Source organism: Streptomyces vinaceus (assembly GCF_008704935.1).
GTDB lineage: Bacteria > Actinomycetota > Actinomycetes > Streptomycetales > Streptomycetaceae > Streptomyces > Streptomyces vinaceus.
Genome location: NZ_CP023692.1, coordinates 1,522,029 through 1,537,148 on the forward strand (window position 1 = coordinate 1,522,029; position 15,120 = coordinate 1,537,148).

At 69.3% G+C, this 15,120-nt stretch carries 15 protein-coding genes; 6 read left to right on the forward strand and 9 right to left on the reverse strand.

Going from position 1 to position 15,120, the window contains the following annotated elements:
- The first annotated feature begins 43 nt into the window (after positions 1-43).
- Complete coding sequence (locus CP980_RS06795) at positions 44-676, forward strand: 3'-5' exonuclease (protein WP_150493028.1); 633 nt, start codon at positions 44-46, stop codon at positions 674-676.
- A gap of 94 nt (positions 677-770) precedes the next feature.
- Here the strand turns inward: CP980_RS06795 and CP980_RS06800 are convergent, their stop codons facing one another.
- The 7 genes from CP980_RS06800 to CP980_RS06830 all read right to left on the reverse strand — a co-directional run bounded on the left by CP980_RS06800 (position 771) and on the right by CP980_RS06830 (position 6,724).
- Complete coding sequence (locus CP980_RS06800; RefSeq protein ID WP_150493030.1) at positions 771-2,156, reverse strand: nucleobase:cation symporter-2 family protein; 1,386 nt, start codon at positions 2,154-2,156, stop codon at positions 771-773.
- Between the two features lie 346 nt (positions 2,157-2,502).
- On the reverse strand, positions 2,503-3,906 hold the full coding sequence (locus CP980_RS06805; RefSeq protein WP_132759368.1) for an 8-oxoguanine deaminase: 1,404 nt from the start codon (positions 3,904-3,906) through the stop codon (positions 2,503-2,505).
- Positions 3,907-4,101: 195 nt separating this feature from the next.
- Entirely contained in the window at positions 4,102-5,025 is a 924-nt protein-coding gene (gene pucL / locus CP980_RS06810) for a factor-independent urate hydroxylase (RefSeq protein WP_030155302.1), read from the reverse strand.
- Between the two features lies 1 nt (position 5,026).
- Complete coding sequence (gene uraH / locus CP980_RS06815; protein WP_053702016.1) at positions 5,027-5,416, reverse strand: hydroxyisourate hydrolase; 390 nt, start codon at positions 5,414-5,416, stop codon at positions 5,027-5,029.
- Positions 5,417-5,418: 2 nt separating this feature from the next.
- Positions 5,419-5,937 (reverse strand): 2-oxo-4-hydroxy-4-carboxy-5-ureidoimidazoline decarboxylase, encoded by a 519-nt coding sequence (gene uraD, locus CP980_RS06820; RefSeq protein WP_132759367.1) that lies wholly within the window; start codon positions 5,935-5,937, stop codon positions 5,419-5,421.
- Between the two features lie 155 nt (positions 5,938-6,092).
- Positions 6,093-6,476, reverse strand: a complete 384-nt coding sequence (locus CP980_RS06825; protein WP_132759366.1) for a helix-turn-helix domain-containing protein — start codon at positions 6,474-6,476, stop codon at positions 6,093-6,095.
- A complete protein-coding gene (locus CP980_RS06830) occupies positions 6,473-6,724 on the reverse strand; it encodes a thiamine-binding protein (RefSeq protein ID WP_099895308.1) in 252 nt (83 codons plus the stop codon). The genes CP980_RS06825 and CP980_RS06830 overlap by 4 nt, the downstream gene beginning before the upstream one ends.
- 126 nt (positions 6,725-6,850) lie before the next feature.
- Between CP980_RS06830 and CP980_RS06835 the strand changes: the two genes are divergently transcribed.
- The 3 genes from CP980_RS06835 (at position 6,851) to CP980_RS06845 (ending at position 10,314) form a co-directional block, all read left to right on the forward strand.
- Entirely contained in the window at positions 6,851-7,684 is an 834-nt protein-coding gene (locus CP980_RS06835) for a TIM barrel protein (RefSeq protein WP_132759365.1), read from the forward strand.
- A gap of 75 nt (positions 7,685-7,759) precedes the next feature.
- Positions 7,760-8,650 (forward strand): 2-hydroxy-3-oxopropionate reductase, encoded by an 891-nt coding sequence (locus CP980_RS06840; protein WP_132759364.1) that lies wholly within the window; start codon positions 7,760-7,762, stop codon positions 8,648-8,650.
- Positions 8,651-8,856: 206 nt separating this feature from the next.
- Positions 8,857-10,314 (forward strand): catalase, encoded by a 1,458-nt coding sequence (locus CP980_RS06845; RefSeq protein WP_099888865.1) that lies wholly within the window; start codon positions 8,857-8,859, stop codon positions 10,312-10,314.
- Between the two features lie 456 nt (positions 10,315-10,770).
- Here CP980_RS06845 and CP980_RS06850 read toward each other — a convergent pair whose 3' ends face one another.
- Together CP980_RS06850 and gcl are read right to left on the reverse strand one after the other, a co-directional pair.
- Positions 10,771-11,397 (reverse strand): ATP-binding protein, encoded by a 627-nt coding sequence (locus CP980_RS06850; protein ID WP_150493032.1) that lies wholly within the window; start codon positions 11,395-11,397, stop codon positions 10,771-10,773.
- A gap of 142 nt (positions 11,398-11,539) precedes the next feature.
- Positions 11,540-13,327 carry a glyoxylate carboligase gene (gcl, locus tag CP980_RS06855; RefSeq protein ID WP_099888866.1) on the reverse strand — a complete coding sequence of 596 codons (1,788 nt, stop codon included), beginning with the start codon at positions 13,325-13,327 and terminating at the stop codon, positions 11,540-11,542.
- Positions 13,328-13,622: 295 nt separating this feature from the next.
- On the opposite strand from gcl, the gene CP980_RS06860 reads away from it, so the two are divergent.
- Together CP980_RS06860 and CP980_RS06865 are read left to right on the forward strand one after the other, a co-directional pair.
- Positions 13,623-14,486, forward strand: coding sequence for a hypothetical protein (locus CP980_RS06860; RefSeq protein WP_150493034.1), 864 nt, complete (start codon positions 13,623-13,625; stop codon positions 14,484-14,486).
- A gap of 89 nt (positions 14,487-14,575) precedes the next feature.
- Entirely contained in the window at positions 14,576-15,070 is a 495-nt protein-coding gene (locus CP980_RS06865; RefSeq protein WP_099888868.1) for a glutathione peroxidase, read from the forward strand.
- Positions 15,071-15,120: the final 50 nt, after the last annotated feature.

Sequence of the window (15,120 nt, forward strand, 5' to 3'; positions counted from 1 at the left end):
AAACGGGATGATCGCGGCGGCCGCGGGCTGGCATGATCCGCTCATGCCAGCCCGTACCGAGCGCACCGCGCGACCCGCCCGCCCCAGCCTCTACATCTCCGTCGACATCGAGGCCGACGGCCCGATCCCCGGCCCGTACTCGATGATCAGTTTCGGGGCCGCCGTCGCGGGGCGGCAGGACGGCGCATCGTACACGGCCACCGACCCCGAGAGCCGGACCTTCTACCGCGAACTGCGCCCGATCAGCGGGCAGTACGTGCCCGAGGCGCTCGCCGTCAGCGGGCTCGACCGGGAGCGGCTGCTGCGCGAGGGCGCCGAACCGGCGGCGGCCATGGCCGAGTTCCGCGCCTGGGTGCGGGAGGTCTCCGCCGAGGCCGGGGCGCAGCCCGTGATGTGCGGCTACCCGGCCTCCTTCGACTGGACCTTCCTGTACTGGTACTTGATGAGCTTCGGCGGCGAGAGCCCCTTCGGGCACTCCGGCTGCCTCGACATGAAGACCCTGTACGCGACGAAGGCGGGCGTGCCGCTGCGGGCGGCGGTCAAGGGCCGGATGCCCCGGGAACTCCTCTCCGCCCGCCGCCACACCCACCACGCCCTCGACGACGCCATCGAGCAGGCGGAACTGATGAGCAACCTCATGCTCTGGACGCCCGCGGCCCCCGGGGGCGCCGGCTGACGCGGAAGCGGCCGGTGCGTACGCCACACCCGCAGTGGGTGGCGTACGCACCGGCCGTTCGGCGCCCGGCCCGGCGGACACCCCGGGCCACGGTTCAGTGCACGGGGACCGGTTCCGGGGCGGCGGCTCCGGCGCGCTGGGCTCCGAAGTGGTTGAAGGCCAGGTTGAGCACGATGGCCACCACGCAGCCCGTGCTGATGCCCGAGTCCAGGACGACCAACAGGTCCTTGGGGAACGCGTGGTAGAAGTCCGGCGCCGCGATCGGGATCAGGCCGATGCCCACCGAGGCGGCGACGATCAGGGCGTTCTCGCCCTTCTCCATGGCCGCGCCCGCGAGGGTCTGGATCCCGCTGGCCGCGACCGAGCCGAAGAGCACGATGCCGGCGCCGCCGAGGACCGGCAGCGGGACCACTCCGATGACGGAGGCCGCCATCGGGCACAGGCCCAGCAGGATCAGGATGCCGCCGCCCGCGGCGACGACGAACCGGCTGCGCACCTTGGTCATCGCCACGAGCCCGATGTTCTGGGCGAAGGCGCTGCACATGAACCCGTTGAACAGGGGGCTGAGCGCGCTGCCGAGCGTATCGGCGCGCAGTCCGCCCTCGATGGTCCTCGCGTCCGCCGGCCGGCCGACGATCTTGCCCAGCGCCAGGATGTCGGCGGTGGACTCGGTCATGCACACCAGCATCACGATGCACATGGAGACGATGGCGGCGACCTGGAACTGCGGTGCACCGAAGTGGAACGGGGTCGGGAACCCCACCAGCGAGGCGTTCTTGACGGCGTCGAAGCTGGTCATCCCGAGCGGGAGCGCGATCAGCGTGCCCGCCACCAGGCCGAGCAGGATCGAGATCTGCTGGAGGAAGCCGCGCAGGAACTTGCGCATCAGCAGGACGATGACGAGGGTGACGGCGGCCATGCCGATGTTCTTCATCGAGCCGTAGTCGGTGGCGGTGCGGTTGCCGCCCTGCGACCAGTTGAAGGCCACCGGCAGCAGGGACACGCCGATCAGGGTGATGACCGTACCGGTGACGACCGGTGGGAAGAAGCGGACGAGTTTCCCGAAGTACGGGGCGGCGAAGAAGCCGACGATCCCCGCGACGATGATCGCGCCGAAGATGACGGGGATGGCGTCCGCGCCCTCCCCCTTGCCTATGGCGATCATCGGGGTCACGCCGGCGAAGGACACGCCGTTGACGAAGGGGAGTTTGGCGCCGATCTTCCAGAAGCCGAGGGTCTGGAGGAGGGTGGCGAGGCCGGCGGTGAAGAGCGAGGCGCCCATCAGGAACGCCGTCTCGGTGGCGGAGAGTCCGACGGCGGGGCCGACGATCATGGGCGGGGCGACGACACCCGCGTACATGGCGGCCACGTGCTGGAGGCCGCTCGTGAGCATCTTCAGAGGAGGCAGGGTCTCGTCGACCGGGTGCTTCTCCTCCGGTACTGCGACTGCATCTTTGCGAAACCTGGGCGTGTGGGCCACGGCTTCCTCCGGTCGGGTAACACGTCGGCAGGGACGTGGGTGTCTTGGAGGTGGTGCGAAAGCTGTGCGGTCGAGCCGGTGTGGAGTTGTGGTGGTGGAGGGGGTTGCGTGTGTTGCTCAGGAGGTGCGGAAACGATTCGCCCAAACCGTTCCGGCCAAGCAGTGGCACGGGGCACCGCCCCGGGAACGCCTTCGGAGGAACCTCGGGCGCTTCCCGGGAACGGCTGCCGCGGACCCCGCTCGGGTCCGCGGCAGACCGGCCGGGGGCCGTCCCCCCCGGCCGGACTCTGGGGGTCCCCCGGCAGAGCCAGGGGTGGGGGTCCCCCCGGCGGAGCCAGGGGGAAGATCAGCCCTGCGCGGTGATGCGCGCCAGGCGCTGGGCCTCTTCACGGGTGGACACCGCGATGGCGTCCTCGTCGGCGAAGAGGAGTCGGTTGTTCTCGACGATCTGCTTGCCGTTGACGAACGAGGCCGTCACCGGGGCGGCCGCACCGAAGACCAGCGCGGTCACCGGGTCGGCGATCGAGGAGTGCAGGAACGTGTTGAGGTTCCAGAGCACCAGGTCGGCGCACTTGCCGGCCTCCAGCGAGCCGATGTTGTCGGCACGGCCGAGGACCTGCGCTCCGCCGTACGTACCGAGGCGCAGGGCCTGGCGGGCGTTGAGCGCGGCCTCGCGGTGGACCGGGTTCAGCCGGTTGATCAGCAGCGCGTTGCGCAGCTCGGTGTGGAGCTCGCCGGACTCGTTGGAGGCGGTGCCGTCCACGCCGAGGCCGACCGGTACGCCGGCGGCCAGCATGTCCGGGACGCGGGCGATGCCGGCGGCCAGACGGGCGTTGGAGGACGGGCAGTGCGCGACACCGGTCTTGGTACGGGCGAACGCGGCGATGTCGGAGTCGTTCATGTGGACGCTGTGCGCCATCCACACGTCCTCGCCGAGCCAGCCGGTCGACTCGAAGTAGTCGGTGGGGCCCATGCCGAAGAGCTCGTGGCAGAACTTCTCTTCCTCGACGGTCTCGCTGCCGTGCGTGTGCATGCGCACACCGAGGCGGCGGGCCAGCTCGGCGCCCTGCTTGAGCAGCTCGGTGGAGACCGAGAACGGGGAGCAGGGGGCGACGGCGACCTGCGTCATCGCGTCGAAGGAGGCGTCGTGGTACTTCTTCACGGTCGCCTCGGTGTCGGCGAGCGCGCCTTCGAGGGTCTCGACCGCGTGGTCCGGCGGCAGACCGCCGTCCTTCTCGCTGCGGTCCATGGAGCCGCGGGCGAGGGTGAAGCGGACGCCCATCTCGGACGCGGCGCGGATGATCGCGCCGGAGAGGTCGCCGGCACCCTTGGGGTACACGTAGTGGTGGTCCATCGCGGTGGTGACACCACCGCGGGCCATCGCGGCGAGGGAGCCCTGGGCGGCCGAGTAGGCCATCTGCTCGTCGATGCGCGCCCACGTCGGGTACAGCGCGACGAGCCAGTTGAAGAGGTTGTGGTCGGTGGCCAGGCCACGCGTGATCCACTGGTAGAAGTGGTGGTGCGTGTTGACCAGACCGGGAGTCACGAGGTGCCCGGTGCCGTCGATGCGGCGGACGACGTTGTCGAGGTTCTCGGGGGCCCTGCCCGCGCCGATGGACTCGATCTTGTTGCCGGCGATGACGATGTGACCCGAGGCGTACTCGGTGTCGTTCGCGTCAACGGTTGCGATCGCACAGTTCTCGATGACGGTGCGCTCTACTGCGCCGTCCTGGGCTGCCGATGCTGCCATGGGACTTCCTCGTGCTTTCAGTGGCGGTGCGGGCACGGCAAAACCCAGGGGATTTGAGTGCCGGAGCCGGGGTCTGACAGCTGACAGTACTGTCGCCCCGTCGGTTGCGTCCGGGTGCCGATTCAGGAAGTGGGGGGCGTGTCGCGCACGGTCCCGGGGCCACTGCGGAGCCCCGGGACGCGACGCGTACCGCGCTTAGAGGTTGGTCATGTCCACGGGGATGCGGGCGTCAACGCCGTCCCGCAGGACCGTGGCCTCGATCAGACCGTACGGACGGTCCGCGGCGAAGTAGACCTCGTTGTCGTTCTTGAGGCCGAAGGGCTCCAGGTCGACCAGGAAGTGGTGCTTGTTCGGGAGCGAGAAGCGGACCTCGTCGATCTCCGAACGGTGGTTGATGATGCGCGAACCCATCTGGTACAGGGTCTGCTGCAGCGAGAGGGAGTACGTCTCGGCGAAGGCCTGGAGCATGTGCTTCTTGGTCTCGGCGTAGGACTTCTCCCAGTTGGGCATCCGCTGCTCGTCGTCGGTCCAGTTGAAGCGCCAGCGACCCGACACCTGGGTGGCCAGGATGCGGTCGTACGCCTCCTGGAGGGTCGTGTACTTGTCCTTCACGTAGCCCCAGAACTCCGAATTGGTGGAGTTCATGACGATCAGGTCCTTGAGGCCGGAGATGACCTCCCAGTTCTGGCCGTCGTACGTGATCTGGGTGACGCGGGTCTCCATGCCCTTGCGGACGAAGGAGTGGTTCACCTCGTCGGAGCCGATGAACTTGGAGTTGGCGTCCGAGGTGGCGATCCGGTCCCAGGCGTACTCCTCGATCCGGATGCGCGCACGCTGGATCGGCTCCTGGCTGTTCACGAACCAGCGCGCCAGGTGGATGCCGAACTGCTCGGCGGACTCGATGCCGTACTCCTTGGCGAACGCGTACACCGTGTTCTTGGTGGTGTCCGTCGGAAGGACGTTGGCGTTCGAGCCGGAGTAGTGGACGTCGTCCATGTCGCCGGAGAGGGCGACCGAGACGTTCAGGTCCTTGATGTGGTGGGTGTCGCCGTCCCGCGTGATCTTGACGACGCGGTTCTCTGCTTTGCCGTACTGGTTCTGGCCCAGAATCGTGGCCATGCTAGCTCCCTCGGTAAACGGAGTAGCCGAACGGGTTGAGCAGCAGCGGTACGTGGTAGTGCTCGCCCGGGTTCACCGCGAAGGTGATCGTTACCTCGGGGAAGAACGCACCGCTGTCCCTTACGCGGGGGGCGTCCTGCTGCGCCTCGGCTTGCTTCTTCTCGAAGTACGTCTCGGTCTCGAAGTCGAGACGCACGTGGGTGGTGCCCTCCGGCAGCGCCGGCAGGTCCTTGCATCGCCCGTCCGCATCGGTGGCCGAGCCGCCCAGGGCCGCCCACTCACCGTCGAGGCCCGTACGGGCCGACAGGGAGATGGCGACGCCCTCGGCGGGGCGTCCGATGCTGGTGTCCAGGATGTGCGTGGACACCGACGCGGTGGTCTCGGTGCTCATGCTCACGCTCCTTCTTCTGCGAGTTCGACGAGGCGGGTCAGACGGATCCGGTTGATCTTCACCAGCTCGCCGCGGGCGATCTCCCGCTCCTGCTCCGGTGAATGGTCGATCCGGACCTTGACCGCGTCCCGCATGAACTCACCGGTCGCGCCGGTGGCGCAGATGAGGAAGACGTGGCCGAACTTCTCCTGGTACGCCAGGTTCAGTTCGAGGAGCTCGTTCCTCAGCTCCTCCGAGGCGCCGGCCATGCCGCGCTGCTCGCGGGCGGAGGTCGGGTCTCCCGGCTTCGGCCGGCCGATCGGCGCGTGGCCTGCCATCGCTTCGGCCAGGTCCTCGGCGGTGAGCTCCGCCATGGCGGACTCGTTGGCCGAAAACAGGGCTTCGGGGCCGGCGAAGGGGCGCTGGGCGAGCAGCTTGCTGCCCCATGCCGAACTGGCGCACACCTCGTGCAGCTCGGCCGCGGCCGCACTGTCGTCCAAGGCGTTGAACCGGGTGAGACCCGGGGTCGGACTCGAAGTCACGGTAGGCCTCCGTGGCCTGTTGTTGCTTTGACGGGCTGCGCATAGCTAACGCCCTCGACAACACGGCGTCAACACTTTGTTGAAACTTCCCGTACACAAAAGCCGCCGCCCGGATGAATTGGGCGGCGGCGCGGTCACTACGGGTCAGATGCGTTTCACGCTTGGTTGTTTTTGTTTGCGTTTTCCCTGTTCAGGTAGTTGTAGACCGTGAAGCGGCTTACGCCCAGGGCGCCCGCGACCGTCTCCACACCGTGCCGCACGGAGAAGGCGCCGCGCGCCTCCAGTATCCGTACGACGTCCTGCTTGGTCTTCCGGTCGAGCTGCGACAACGGTACGCCGTGCCGGCGCTCCAGCGCGGCCAGGATGTGGTCCAGCGAGTCGGAGAGCTGGGGCAGCCGTACGGCCAGCAGGTCCTGACCCTCCCAGCTGAGCACGACGTCGTCGGCCTGCGCCAGGGACGGATCCATCAGCTCGCCGCCCATCGCGTCGACCAGCGGCTTGACCGCGGCGACGAACGGGTGGTCGCGGGGCTCGGTCATGGGGTGTCCTCCCCGATCACGTTGACCTGGAGCGAGACCCGGGTGGCCCCGGACTCCAGCGAGCCGCGCAGCAGCTCGGCCACGGCGGCCAGCACCGCATCGGCGTCGCCCTCGGCGGTATTGCCGAACGGCCCCACGTCGACGGCGTCCAGCTGGGCCTTCTGGATGACCTCGCGAGCGGCCACGGCGTGGGCGGGGGCCTCTTCGAGATCGAAGGGCTCGGTCGTGAACTCCACTCTCAATCGCACGCTGGTCAAGCTACCTCCCGGTCATGATTTTTCGGCAGTCCGGGCTTGACATCCACGCAGAAGCCCATGCAGTCTTCCATCAAGCAGAAACTAACTTCCGCAATACGGAAGGAGCGCACACCCCTCATGGGATACACGGACCAGCGCTTCGATGTGAACCTTTCGATCCTCTTCACGGAACTCCCGCTCCTGGAGCGTCCCGCGGCAGCCGCCGCGGCGGGCTTCACGGCGGTCGAGCTGTGGTGGCCCTGGATCGAGACCCCCACCCCCGCTCAGGAGGAGCTCGACGCCCTCAAGAAGGCTCTTGAGGACGCCGGCACCCAGCTGGTGGGCCTGAACTTCTACGCCGGCCGGCTTCCGGGCCCGGACCGCGGCGCGGTCTCGGTACCCGGCGAGGAGTCGGACCGCTTCAACGCCAACATCAACGTGGCGGCGGACTTCGCCGCCTCGGTGGGCTGCAAGGCGCTGAACGCCCTCTACGGCAACCGCGTCGAGGGTGTGGACCCGGCCGTCCAGGACGAGCTCGCCCTGGAGAACCTGGTCACGGCGGCCCGGGCCGCCGACCGCGTCGGCGCGATCCTGCTGATCGAGACCCTCAACAAGCCCGAGTCGCCGCTCTACCCGCTGGTGAGCGCCCCGGCCGGCATCGAGGTCGTGGACAAGGTGAACGAGGCCACCGGCCTCGGGAACGCCAAGTTCCTGCTCGACCTGTACCACCTGGCGATGAACGATGAGGACCTCTTCGAGGTCATCGAAAAGTACGCCGCCAAGACCGGCCACGTCCAGATCGCGGACAAGCCCGGACGCGGTGCCCCCGGCACCGGCGAGCTGCCCCTGGAGGAGCTGCTCGACCAGCTGAAGAAGGCCGGATACGCGGGCTACGTAGGCCTGGAGTACAAGGCCGCCGACGCCGCCGCCTCCTTCGCGTGGCTGCCGGCCGAGGCCCGCGCCGCCCAGTAGGCGGACGAAGTCCGGGCGATCAGCCAGGCACCCCTCGCACTTTTCGTACGAAGCATTAAGAGAAGGACCCTCATCATGAGCACGCTCCCCAACATCGCCTGGATCGGCCTCGGCATCATGGGCTCCCCCATGGCCGAGAACCTCCTGAAGGCCGGCTACTCGGTCACCGGCTTCACGCTGGAGCAGGACAAGCTGGACCGCCTGGCCGCCGCGGGCGGCAGCGCCGCCGGCTCGATCGCCGAGGCCGTCAAGGACGCCGACGTCATCATCACGATGGTGCCCGCCTCTCCGCAGGTCGAGGCCATCTCGTACGGCGAGAACGGCATCCTGGAGAACGCGAAGTCCGGCGCGCTGATCATCGACATGTCGTCGATCACCCCGCAGACCTCGATCGACCTCGCCAAGAACGCCGCCGAGAAGGGCATCCGCGTCATCGACGCCCCGGTGTCCGGCGGCGAGGCCGGCGCCATCGAGGCCGTCCTGTCGATCATGGTGGGTGGCGAGCAGGCCGACTTCGACGCGGCCCTGCCGATCCTCGAAGCCCTCGGCAAGACCATCGTGCTCTGCGGTCCGCACGGCTCCGGCCAGACGGTGAAGGCCGCCAACCAGCTCATCGTGGCGGTCAACATCCAGGCGTGCGCCGAGGCCGTGGTCTTCCTGGAGAAGTCCGGCGTGGACCTCAACGCCGCCCTGGACGTCCTCAACGGCGGTCTGGCCGGCTCCACGGTCCTGACCCGCAAGAAGGACAACTTCCTGAACCGCGACTTCAAGCCCGGCTTCCGGATCGACCTGCACCACAAGGACATGGGCATCGTCACCGACGCCGCCCGCAACGTCGGTGCGGCCCTCCCGGTCGGCGCGGTCGTCGCCCAGCTGGTCGCCTCGCTGCGCGCCCAGGGTGACGGCGGCCTGGACCACTCCGCCCTGCTCCGCGCGGTCGAGCGCCTCTCCGGCGCCCAGATCTGAGCGCCTCCCCTCTCGTAGGGGCCCTGAGTTTCCGGATGGTGCCGGTGCTGACACCTGTCCTGTCGCGCCCAAGCGCCGGCACCGTCCGGATTTCCTCTCTCCATCTTTGTTCAACAAACTGTTGACGCTGCGTTCGGCCTGAAATTAGGCTTTTCCGCATGACGGAAGACGCTTTCCGTCAGCAGGTTCCCGTACGGAAGGTCACCATGTCGAAGCGCACGCTGACGACCGAGTCCGGCGCCCCGGTCGCCGACAACCAGAACTCCGCCACCGCCGGCGTCGGTGGCCCGCTCCTGATCCAGGACCAGCAGCTCCTGGAGAAGCTGGCCCGCTTCAACCGGGAGCGCATCCCGGAGCGCGTGGTACACGCCCGCGGCTCCGCCGCGTACGGCTACTTCGAGGTGACCGACGACGTCACCGCGTACACCAGCGCCGCGTTCCTGAACACGGTCGGCAAGAAGACCGAGACCTTCCTGCGCTTCTCCACCGTCGCCGACTCCCTCGGTGGCGCGGACGCCGTCCGCGACCCGCGCGGCTTCGCCCTGAAGTTCTACACCGAAGAGGGCAACTACGACCTCGTCGGCAACAACACCCCGGTGTTCTTCATCAAGGACCCGATCAAGTTCCCCGACTTCATCCACTCCCAGAAGCGCGACCCCTTCACGGGCAAGCAGGAGCCGGACAACGTCTGGGACTTCTGGGCGCACGCCCCCGAGGCCACGCACCAGATCACCTGGCTCATGGGCGACCGCGGCATACCGGCCTCGTACCGTCACATGAACGGCTACGGCTCGCACACCTACCAGTGGACGAACGAGCAGGGCGAGGCCTTCTTCGTCAAGTACCACTTCAAGACGAACCAGGGCATCCGCTGCCTGTCGGGCGAGCAGGCCGCCGAGCTCGTCGGCAAGGACGCCAACTCGCACCAGACCGACCTGCTCCAGGCGATCGAGCGCGGTGTGAACCCGAGCTGGACCCTCTACGTCCAGATCATGCCCGCCGCCGAGGCCGCGGACTACCGCTTCAACCCGTTCGACCTCACCAAGGTGTGGCCGCACAGCGACTACCCGCTGCAGCGCGTGGGCCGCCTGGTCCTCGACCGCAACCCGGACAACGTCTTCGCCGAGGTCGAGCAGTCCGCCTTCTCCCCGAACAACTTCGTCCCGGGCATCACCGCCTCGCCGGACAAGATGCTCCAGGGCCGCCTGTTCGCCTACGCCGACGCCCAGCGCTACCGCCTCGGTGTGAACCACACCCTGCTGCCGGTCAACGCCCCGAAGGCGACCACGGCCGACAACTACGGCCGCGACGGCGTCATGGCGCTGCGCAACGGCTCGCGCCACGACAAGAACTACGAGCCCAACTCGTACCAGGGCCCGGCCGAGACCGGTCTGGCGCTGGGCGCCCCGAAGGCCGTCTCCGGCTACACGGGCACCCACGAGGCCCCGGCCCACACCAAGGACGACGACTTCTTCCAGGCCGGTGAGCTCTACCGCCTGATGTCGGAGGCCGAGAAGCAGCGTCTGGTGGCGAACATCGCCGGCGGCCTGTCTCAGGTCACCCTCGAAGACGTCATCGAGAAGAATCTGGCTCACTTCCACGCCGCGGACGCCGACTACGGCCGCCGCGTCGAGGAGGCCGTCCGCGCCCTGCGCGACGCCTGAGCCTCAAAAGCTGCACCGGGGACCTGGCGGGAGGTCAGGTCCCGGGTGCCGAGCCCGAGCCGCGGACCCGGATGAGGGGTGGTACGCGGTGAGGGCAGGACGAGGACCGCGACGGGCGTGTGAGCCAGTGCGGTGGTAATGGGGGCCGAGGCCCGTCTCTTGACCTGAGGGAGACGACGCCGGAGCTCTCGTCACCGCCCGTCGCGGTCCCAGCCACTCCCCTATACAGGGGGCTACGCACAGAGCCCCCTGTAGGGAGACCGCCATACTCCGCCCGGCGGCGCGAACGTCCTGTCGCGCCAGCCTCGCACCGTCGGGCGGTCACACTCAAAGCGCCGAGTCACGGACGGTCCCGTGACTCGGCGCTTTGTCGTGCGCGGGGGGCGTCACCACGGGGTGGTCGTCATGCGCGGCGGCGTCATGCGCGGCGGTCCTCATGCGCCGCGCGGGCGGTCGTCATGCGCGGCGGTCGTCGATCTCCACGCCGAGGTACGGCCATACGGCCGTGAGGGCTGCCAGCTCGCCGGGCGCCGGCGCCCCGCCCGCCGCTCGTACGGACGCGTCGGGGCCGAAGTGGACGGTCGTCCCGGTCGTACCGTCACCGGCGACCGGCGTCAGGTCGGTGGTGGGAACGCCGTGTTCGTAGCGCTGGATCCAGGCCCCGCCCGCCCGGCGGTTGGTGTGGACGAGCCACTCGCTCAGCGCCGCCACGACCGACATGCCGCGGCGCGAGTGGCCGTCGGGCAGGAGCTGCGCATCGGGGTGGTCGAAGAACCGCAGGTCCTTCGTCGCCATGACCGGCTTCTTCACGGGCCGGCCCCGATCGTCGAGGCGGGTGTCGGTGCCCCGGCCACCGTCCGCCACGGATACCGAGCCGTCGGCGTGGAGTGTGACGGTGCAGCGCCCTGCGCCTGAGCACTCCGCCTCGTCGGCCGCGTAGGCGAGGACTTCGAGGATCAGGTGGCGCAGGCCGCCGGGGGCGAACACGGCCGGGTCGCGGCGGACGGAGGCGAGGTGGTCGGCGTCCACGGACCGCGCCCAGTCGTGCGTCGTGTTGCGCCAGAGGGCCGTTGAACTGTCCATCGGCCCAGTATGCCGACCGGGTGGCGCCCGTCAGGCACGGGCGGGACGCCACGCAGAGCGGCCCCCGTTCCTCCTCGCGGGGGAACGGGGGCCGTTGCGTACCGCCGCCCGCCTGATGGTCAGGCGGCAGGCGGGCGGGCGATCAGACGGACAGCGGGCGGATCGCGGTCGGGGCGTGGCCCGGCTCGGTCGCGAGCTCCTCGAACTCGGTGACGTCGCTCATGTCGACCGTCTTGCTCATCGCGATGTTGGTGACGCGCTCCAGGATGGCCTCGACGACGACCGGGACCTGGAACTCCTGGGCCAGCTTCTTGGCCTCCTCGAAGGCCTCGCCCAGCTTGTCCGGGTCGGTGACGCGGATGGCCTTGACGCCCAGGCCCTCGGCGACCTTGACGTGGTCGACGCCGTAGACGCCCAGCTCGGGGGTGTTGATGTTCTCGAATTCGAGGTTGACCTCGAAGTTGATGCCGAGGCCGCCCTGCGCCTGGCGGATCAGGCCCAGGTAGGCGTTGTTCACGAGGACGTGGACGTAGGGGACCTTGTGCTGGGCGGCGACCGCCAGCTCCTCGATCATGAACTGGAAGTCGTAGTCGCCCGAGAGCGCGACGATCGGGGTCTCCGGGTCCGCAGTGGCGGCGCCGATGGCGGCCGGGATGGTCCAGCCGAGCGGGCCGGCCTGACCGCAGTTGATCCAGTTGCGCGGGCGGTAGACGTGCAGGAACTGCGCGGCCGCGATCTGGGAGAGGCCGATGGTGGTGACGTAGCGCGTCTCCGGGCCGAAGGCCTTGTTCATCTCCTCGTAGACGCGCTGCGGCTTCAGGGGGATGTTGTCGAAGTGCGTACGGCGCTGCAGGGTGGCCTTGCGCTCCTGCGCGGAGGCGGCCCAGGCGGAGAAGTCCGGCAGCTTGCCCTCGGCCTTGAGCTCCTTGGCGACCTCGATGAAGAGCTCCAGCGCGGCCTTGGCGTCGGAGGCGATGCCGAAGTCCGGGGCGAAGATCTTGCCGAGCTGGGTCGGCTCGATGTCCACGTGGACGAACTTGCGGCCCTTGGTGTACGCGTCGAGGTTGTAGCCGGTGTGACGGTTGGCCCAGCGGTTGCCGATGCCGAAGACGAAGTCCGACTCCAGGAAGGTCGCGTTGCCGTAGCGGTGCGCGGTCTGGACGCCGACCATGCCGGCGGCCAGTTCGTGGTCGTCGGGGATGGTGCCCCAGCCCATGAGGGTCGAGATGACCGGGACGCCGGTCAGCTCGGCGAACTCGACCAGCAGGTCGGTCGCGTCGGCGTTGATGATGCCGCCGCCGGCGACGATCAGCGGGCGCTCGGACTCCAGCAGGAACTGCAGGGCCTTGACCGCCTGGGCGCGGGACGCCTGCGGCTTGTAGACCGGCAGGGGCTGGTAGGTCTCGGGGTCGAACTCGATCTCGGTCAGCTGGACGTCGATCGGGAGGTCGATCAGGACCGGGCCCGGACGGCCGGAGCGCATCAGGTGGAAGGCCTGCTGGAACACGCCGGGGACCTGCGCGGCCTCCAGGACGGTGGTCGCGGCCTTGGTGACCGGCTTGGCGATCGAGGCGATGTCGACGGCCTGGAAGTCCTCCTTGTGGAGCTTCGAGACCGGGGCCTGACCGGTGATGCACAGGATCGGGATCGAGTCCGCGATGGCCGAGTACAGGCCGGTGATCATGTCGGTGCCGGCCGGGCCCGAGGTGCCGATGCAGACGCCGATGTTGCCGGCCTTGGCGCGGGTGTAGCCCTCGGCCATGTGCGAGGCGCCCTCGACGTGGCGTGCCAGCGTGTGGCTGATGCCGCCCACGTTCTTGAGCTCGCGGTAGAACGGGTTGATCGCAGCACCGGGAACGCCGAACGCTTGTTCGACACCCTCGAGCTTGAGGATCTCCACTGCAGCGGCGGCGGCTGTCATACGAGGCATCGAGTTCTCCTGCGGGTCAGGCGGTCAGGCGGCCAGGCTGCTTCGGGATTTCGGAGTGTTTCCGCAATCCGGAAGTTTTGTTCTGCTATACGGAACAAGCTAAGCGGCCAGTCACGGCACGTCAAGCAGCTTCAGGACCCCGGAACACACCAAAAGCCGCGTGTCACACAAGCGACTTGTACGAACGACCGGGACGCGGCGGAATATCAGCGGAAAATCGAGGGCACGCTCGCCCCGTCGGTGGCTGGTGGTGGAGCATGGGTCCACGCACAGCGACGGAGGGACGGCGGCGGTCATGGCGGAAGCGGTATCGGTGAGCTGCCCGGCGTGCCTGCGCGAGAACGACTACGCCGCCCCGGTCTTCCCGTGCGCCTGCGGGAGTCCGGTGACCCCGCCCCTGGACCTGGCGGCGGCGCCCCTGCCGCTGACGCACCGGACCTGGTCGCAGTCGTGGGTGGCGGTGCGCTGCGCGGCCTGTGCGCGGGTGAGCGAGTGGCCGCAGCCGGAGGTGGGCTGCGCGTCCTGCGGGACGGTGGCGCGGATTGCGGTGCGTCCGGTGGATCCGGTGGATTCGGTGGATCAAGTGGATTCGGCCCGGCCCGGGTCCACCGCGCCGGGCGGCGGCGTACGGGAGGGGCTGCGGCCGCGTCCGGATGCACCGGGAGGCGTACGGGGAGACGTACGGGGCCGGGCTCCGGCGGGTGCTCCGCCCGGCCGGGCCCGACCCGGTGGATCGGGCGAAGCCGGCACCCCGGCCGCGGCCCCCGAACCGCGGCCCGCGTTCCGCCCGGTGACCATCCGTACCGCCCGGGACGCGGTGGCCACGGCCGCGCTGTACCTGCGCTGGCTCGGTTTCCAGGACGTCCGCCAGCCCGACGGGCGGCCCATCCCCTCGGCGGCCGTGGACCTGCGGGCCCCGGGGCTGGTCGCCCAGGTGGACCCGACCACCGCCCCGGCCGGGCTGCGCGCCGTGGAGTGCGTCTGGCTCAACGGGCTGACGGCCTCCGCGACCAGCGTCTACTTCTCGCTGGCCGGGTACACGCAGGACGCCCGCTCCCGCGCGGACGACCTCGGGATACCGCTGTTCGTCATGGACCTCACGGGCGTGCCGCAGCCGGTCAACGACCCGGCGGACGCCCTGGTGGGCACGGGGCCGTAGGCGGTCCCTCCCGGAGCAGGACGTAGGCTCGGAGCACATGGCGGAACACGTATCCGTATCTGCGCCGAATCTGTGCCGAGGAGAGCCCGATGAGCCTGTACGACATCCCGCTGACCACCCTGTCCGATGAGCCCACCAGCCTGGCGGCCCACAAGGGCAAGGCGATCCTGCTGGTGAACACCGCCTCGCAGTGCGGTCTCACCCCGCAGTACTCGGGACTGGCCCGGCTCCAGTTCGCGTACGAGGAGAAGGGGTTCACCGTCATCGGCGTGCCCTGCAACCAGTTCGGCGGCCAGGAGCCCGGCACGGCCGACGACATCGCGACCTTCTGCGCCGCCGGCTTCGGCGTGACCTTCCCGATGCTGGAGAAGACCGAGGTCAACGGCGAGAACCGGCACCCGCTCTACACGGAGCTGGTGAAGACCGCGTACGCCGACGGCGAGGCCGGCGACGACATCCAGTGGAACTTCGAGAAGTTCCTGATCTCCCCCGCCGGCGAGGTCGTGGCGCGCTTCCGGCCGAGCGTCGAGCCCGAGGCCCCCGAGGTCATCGCCGCGATCGAGGCGCAGCTGCCGACCGCCTAGCCGACCGTACGGGGGCGGGCCGGGCCGTCGGAGCCTGCCCGGCCCGCCCC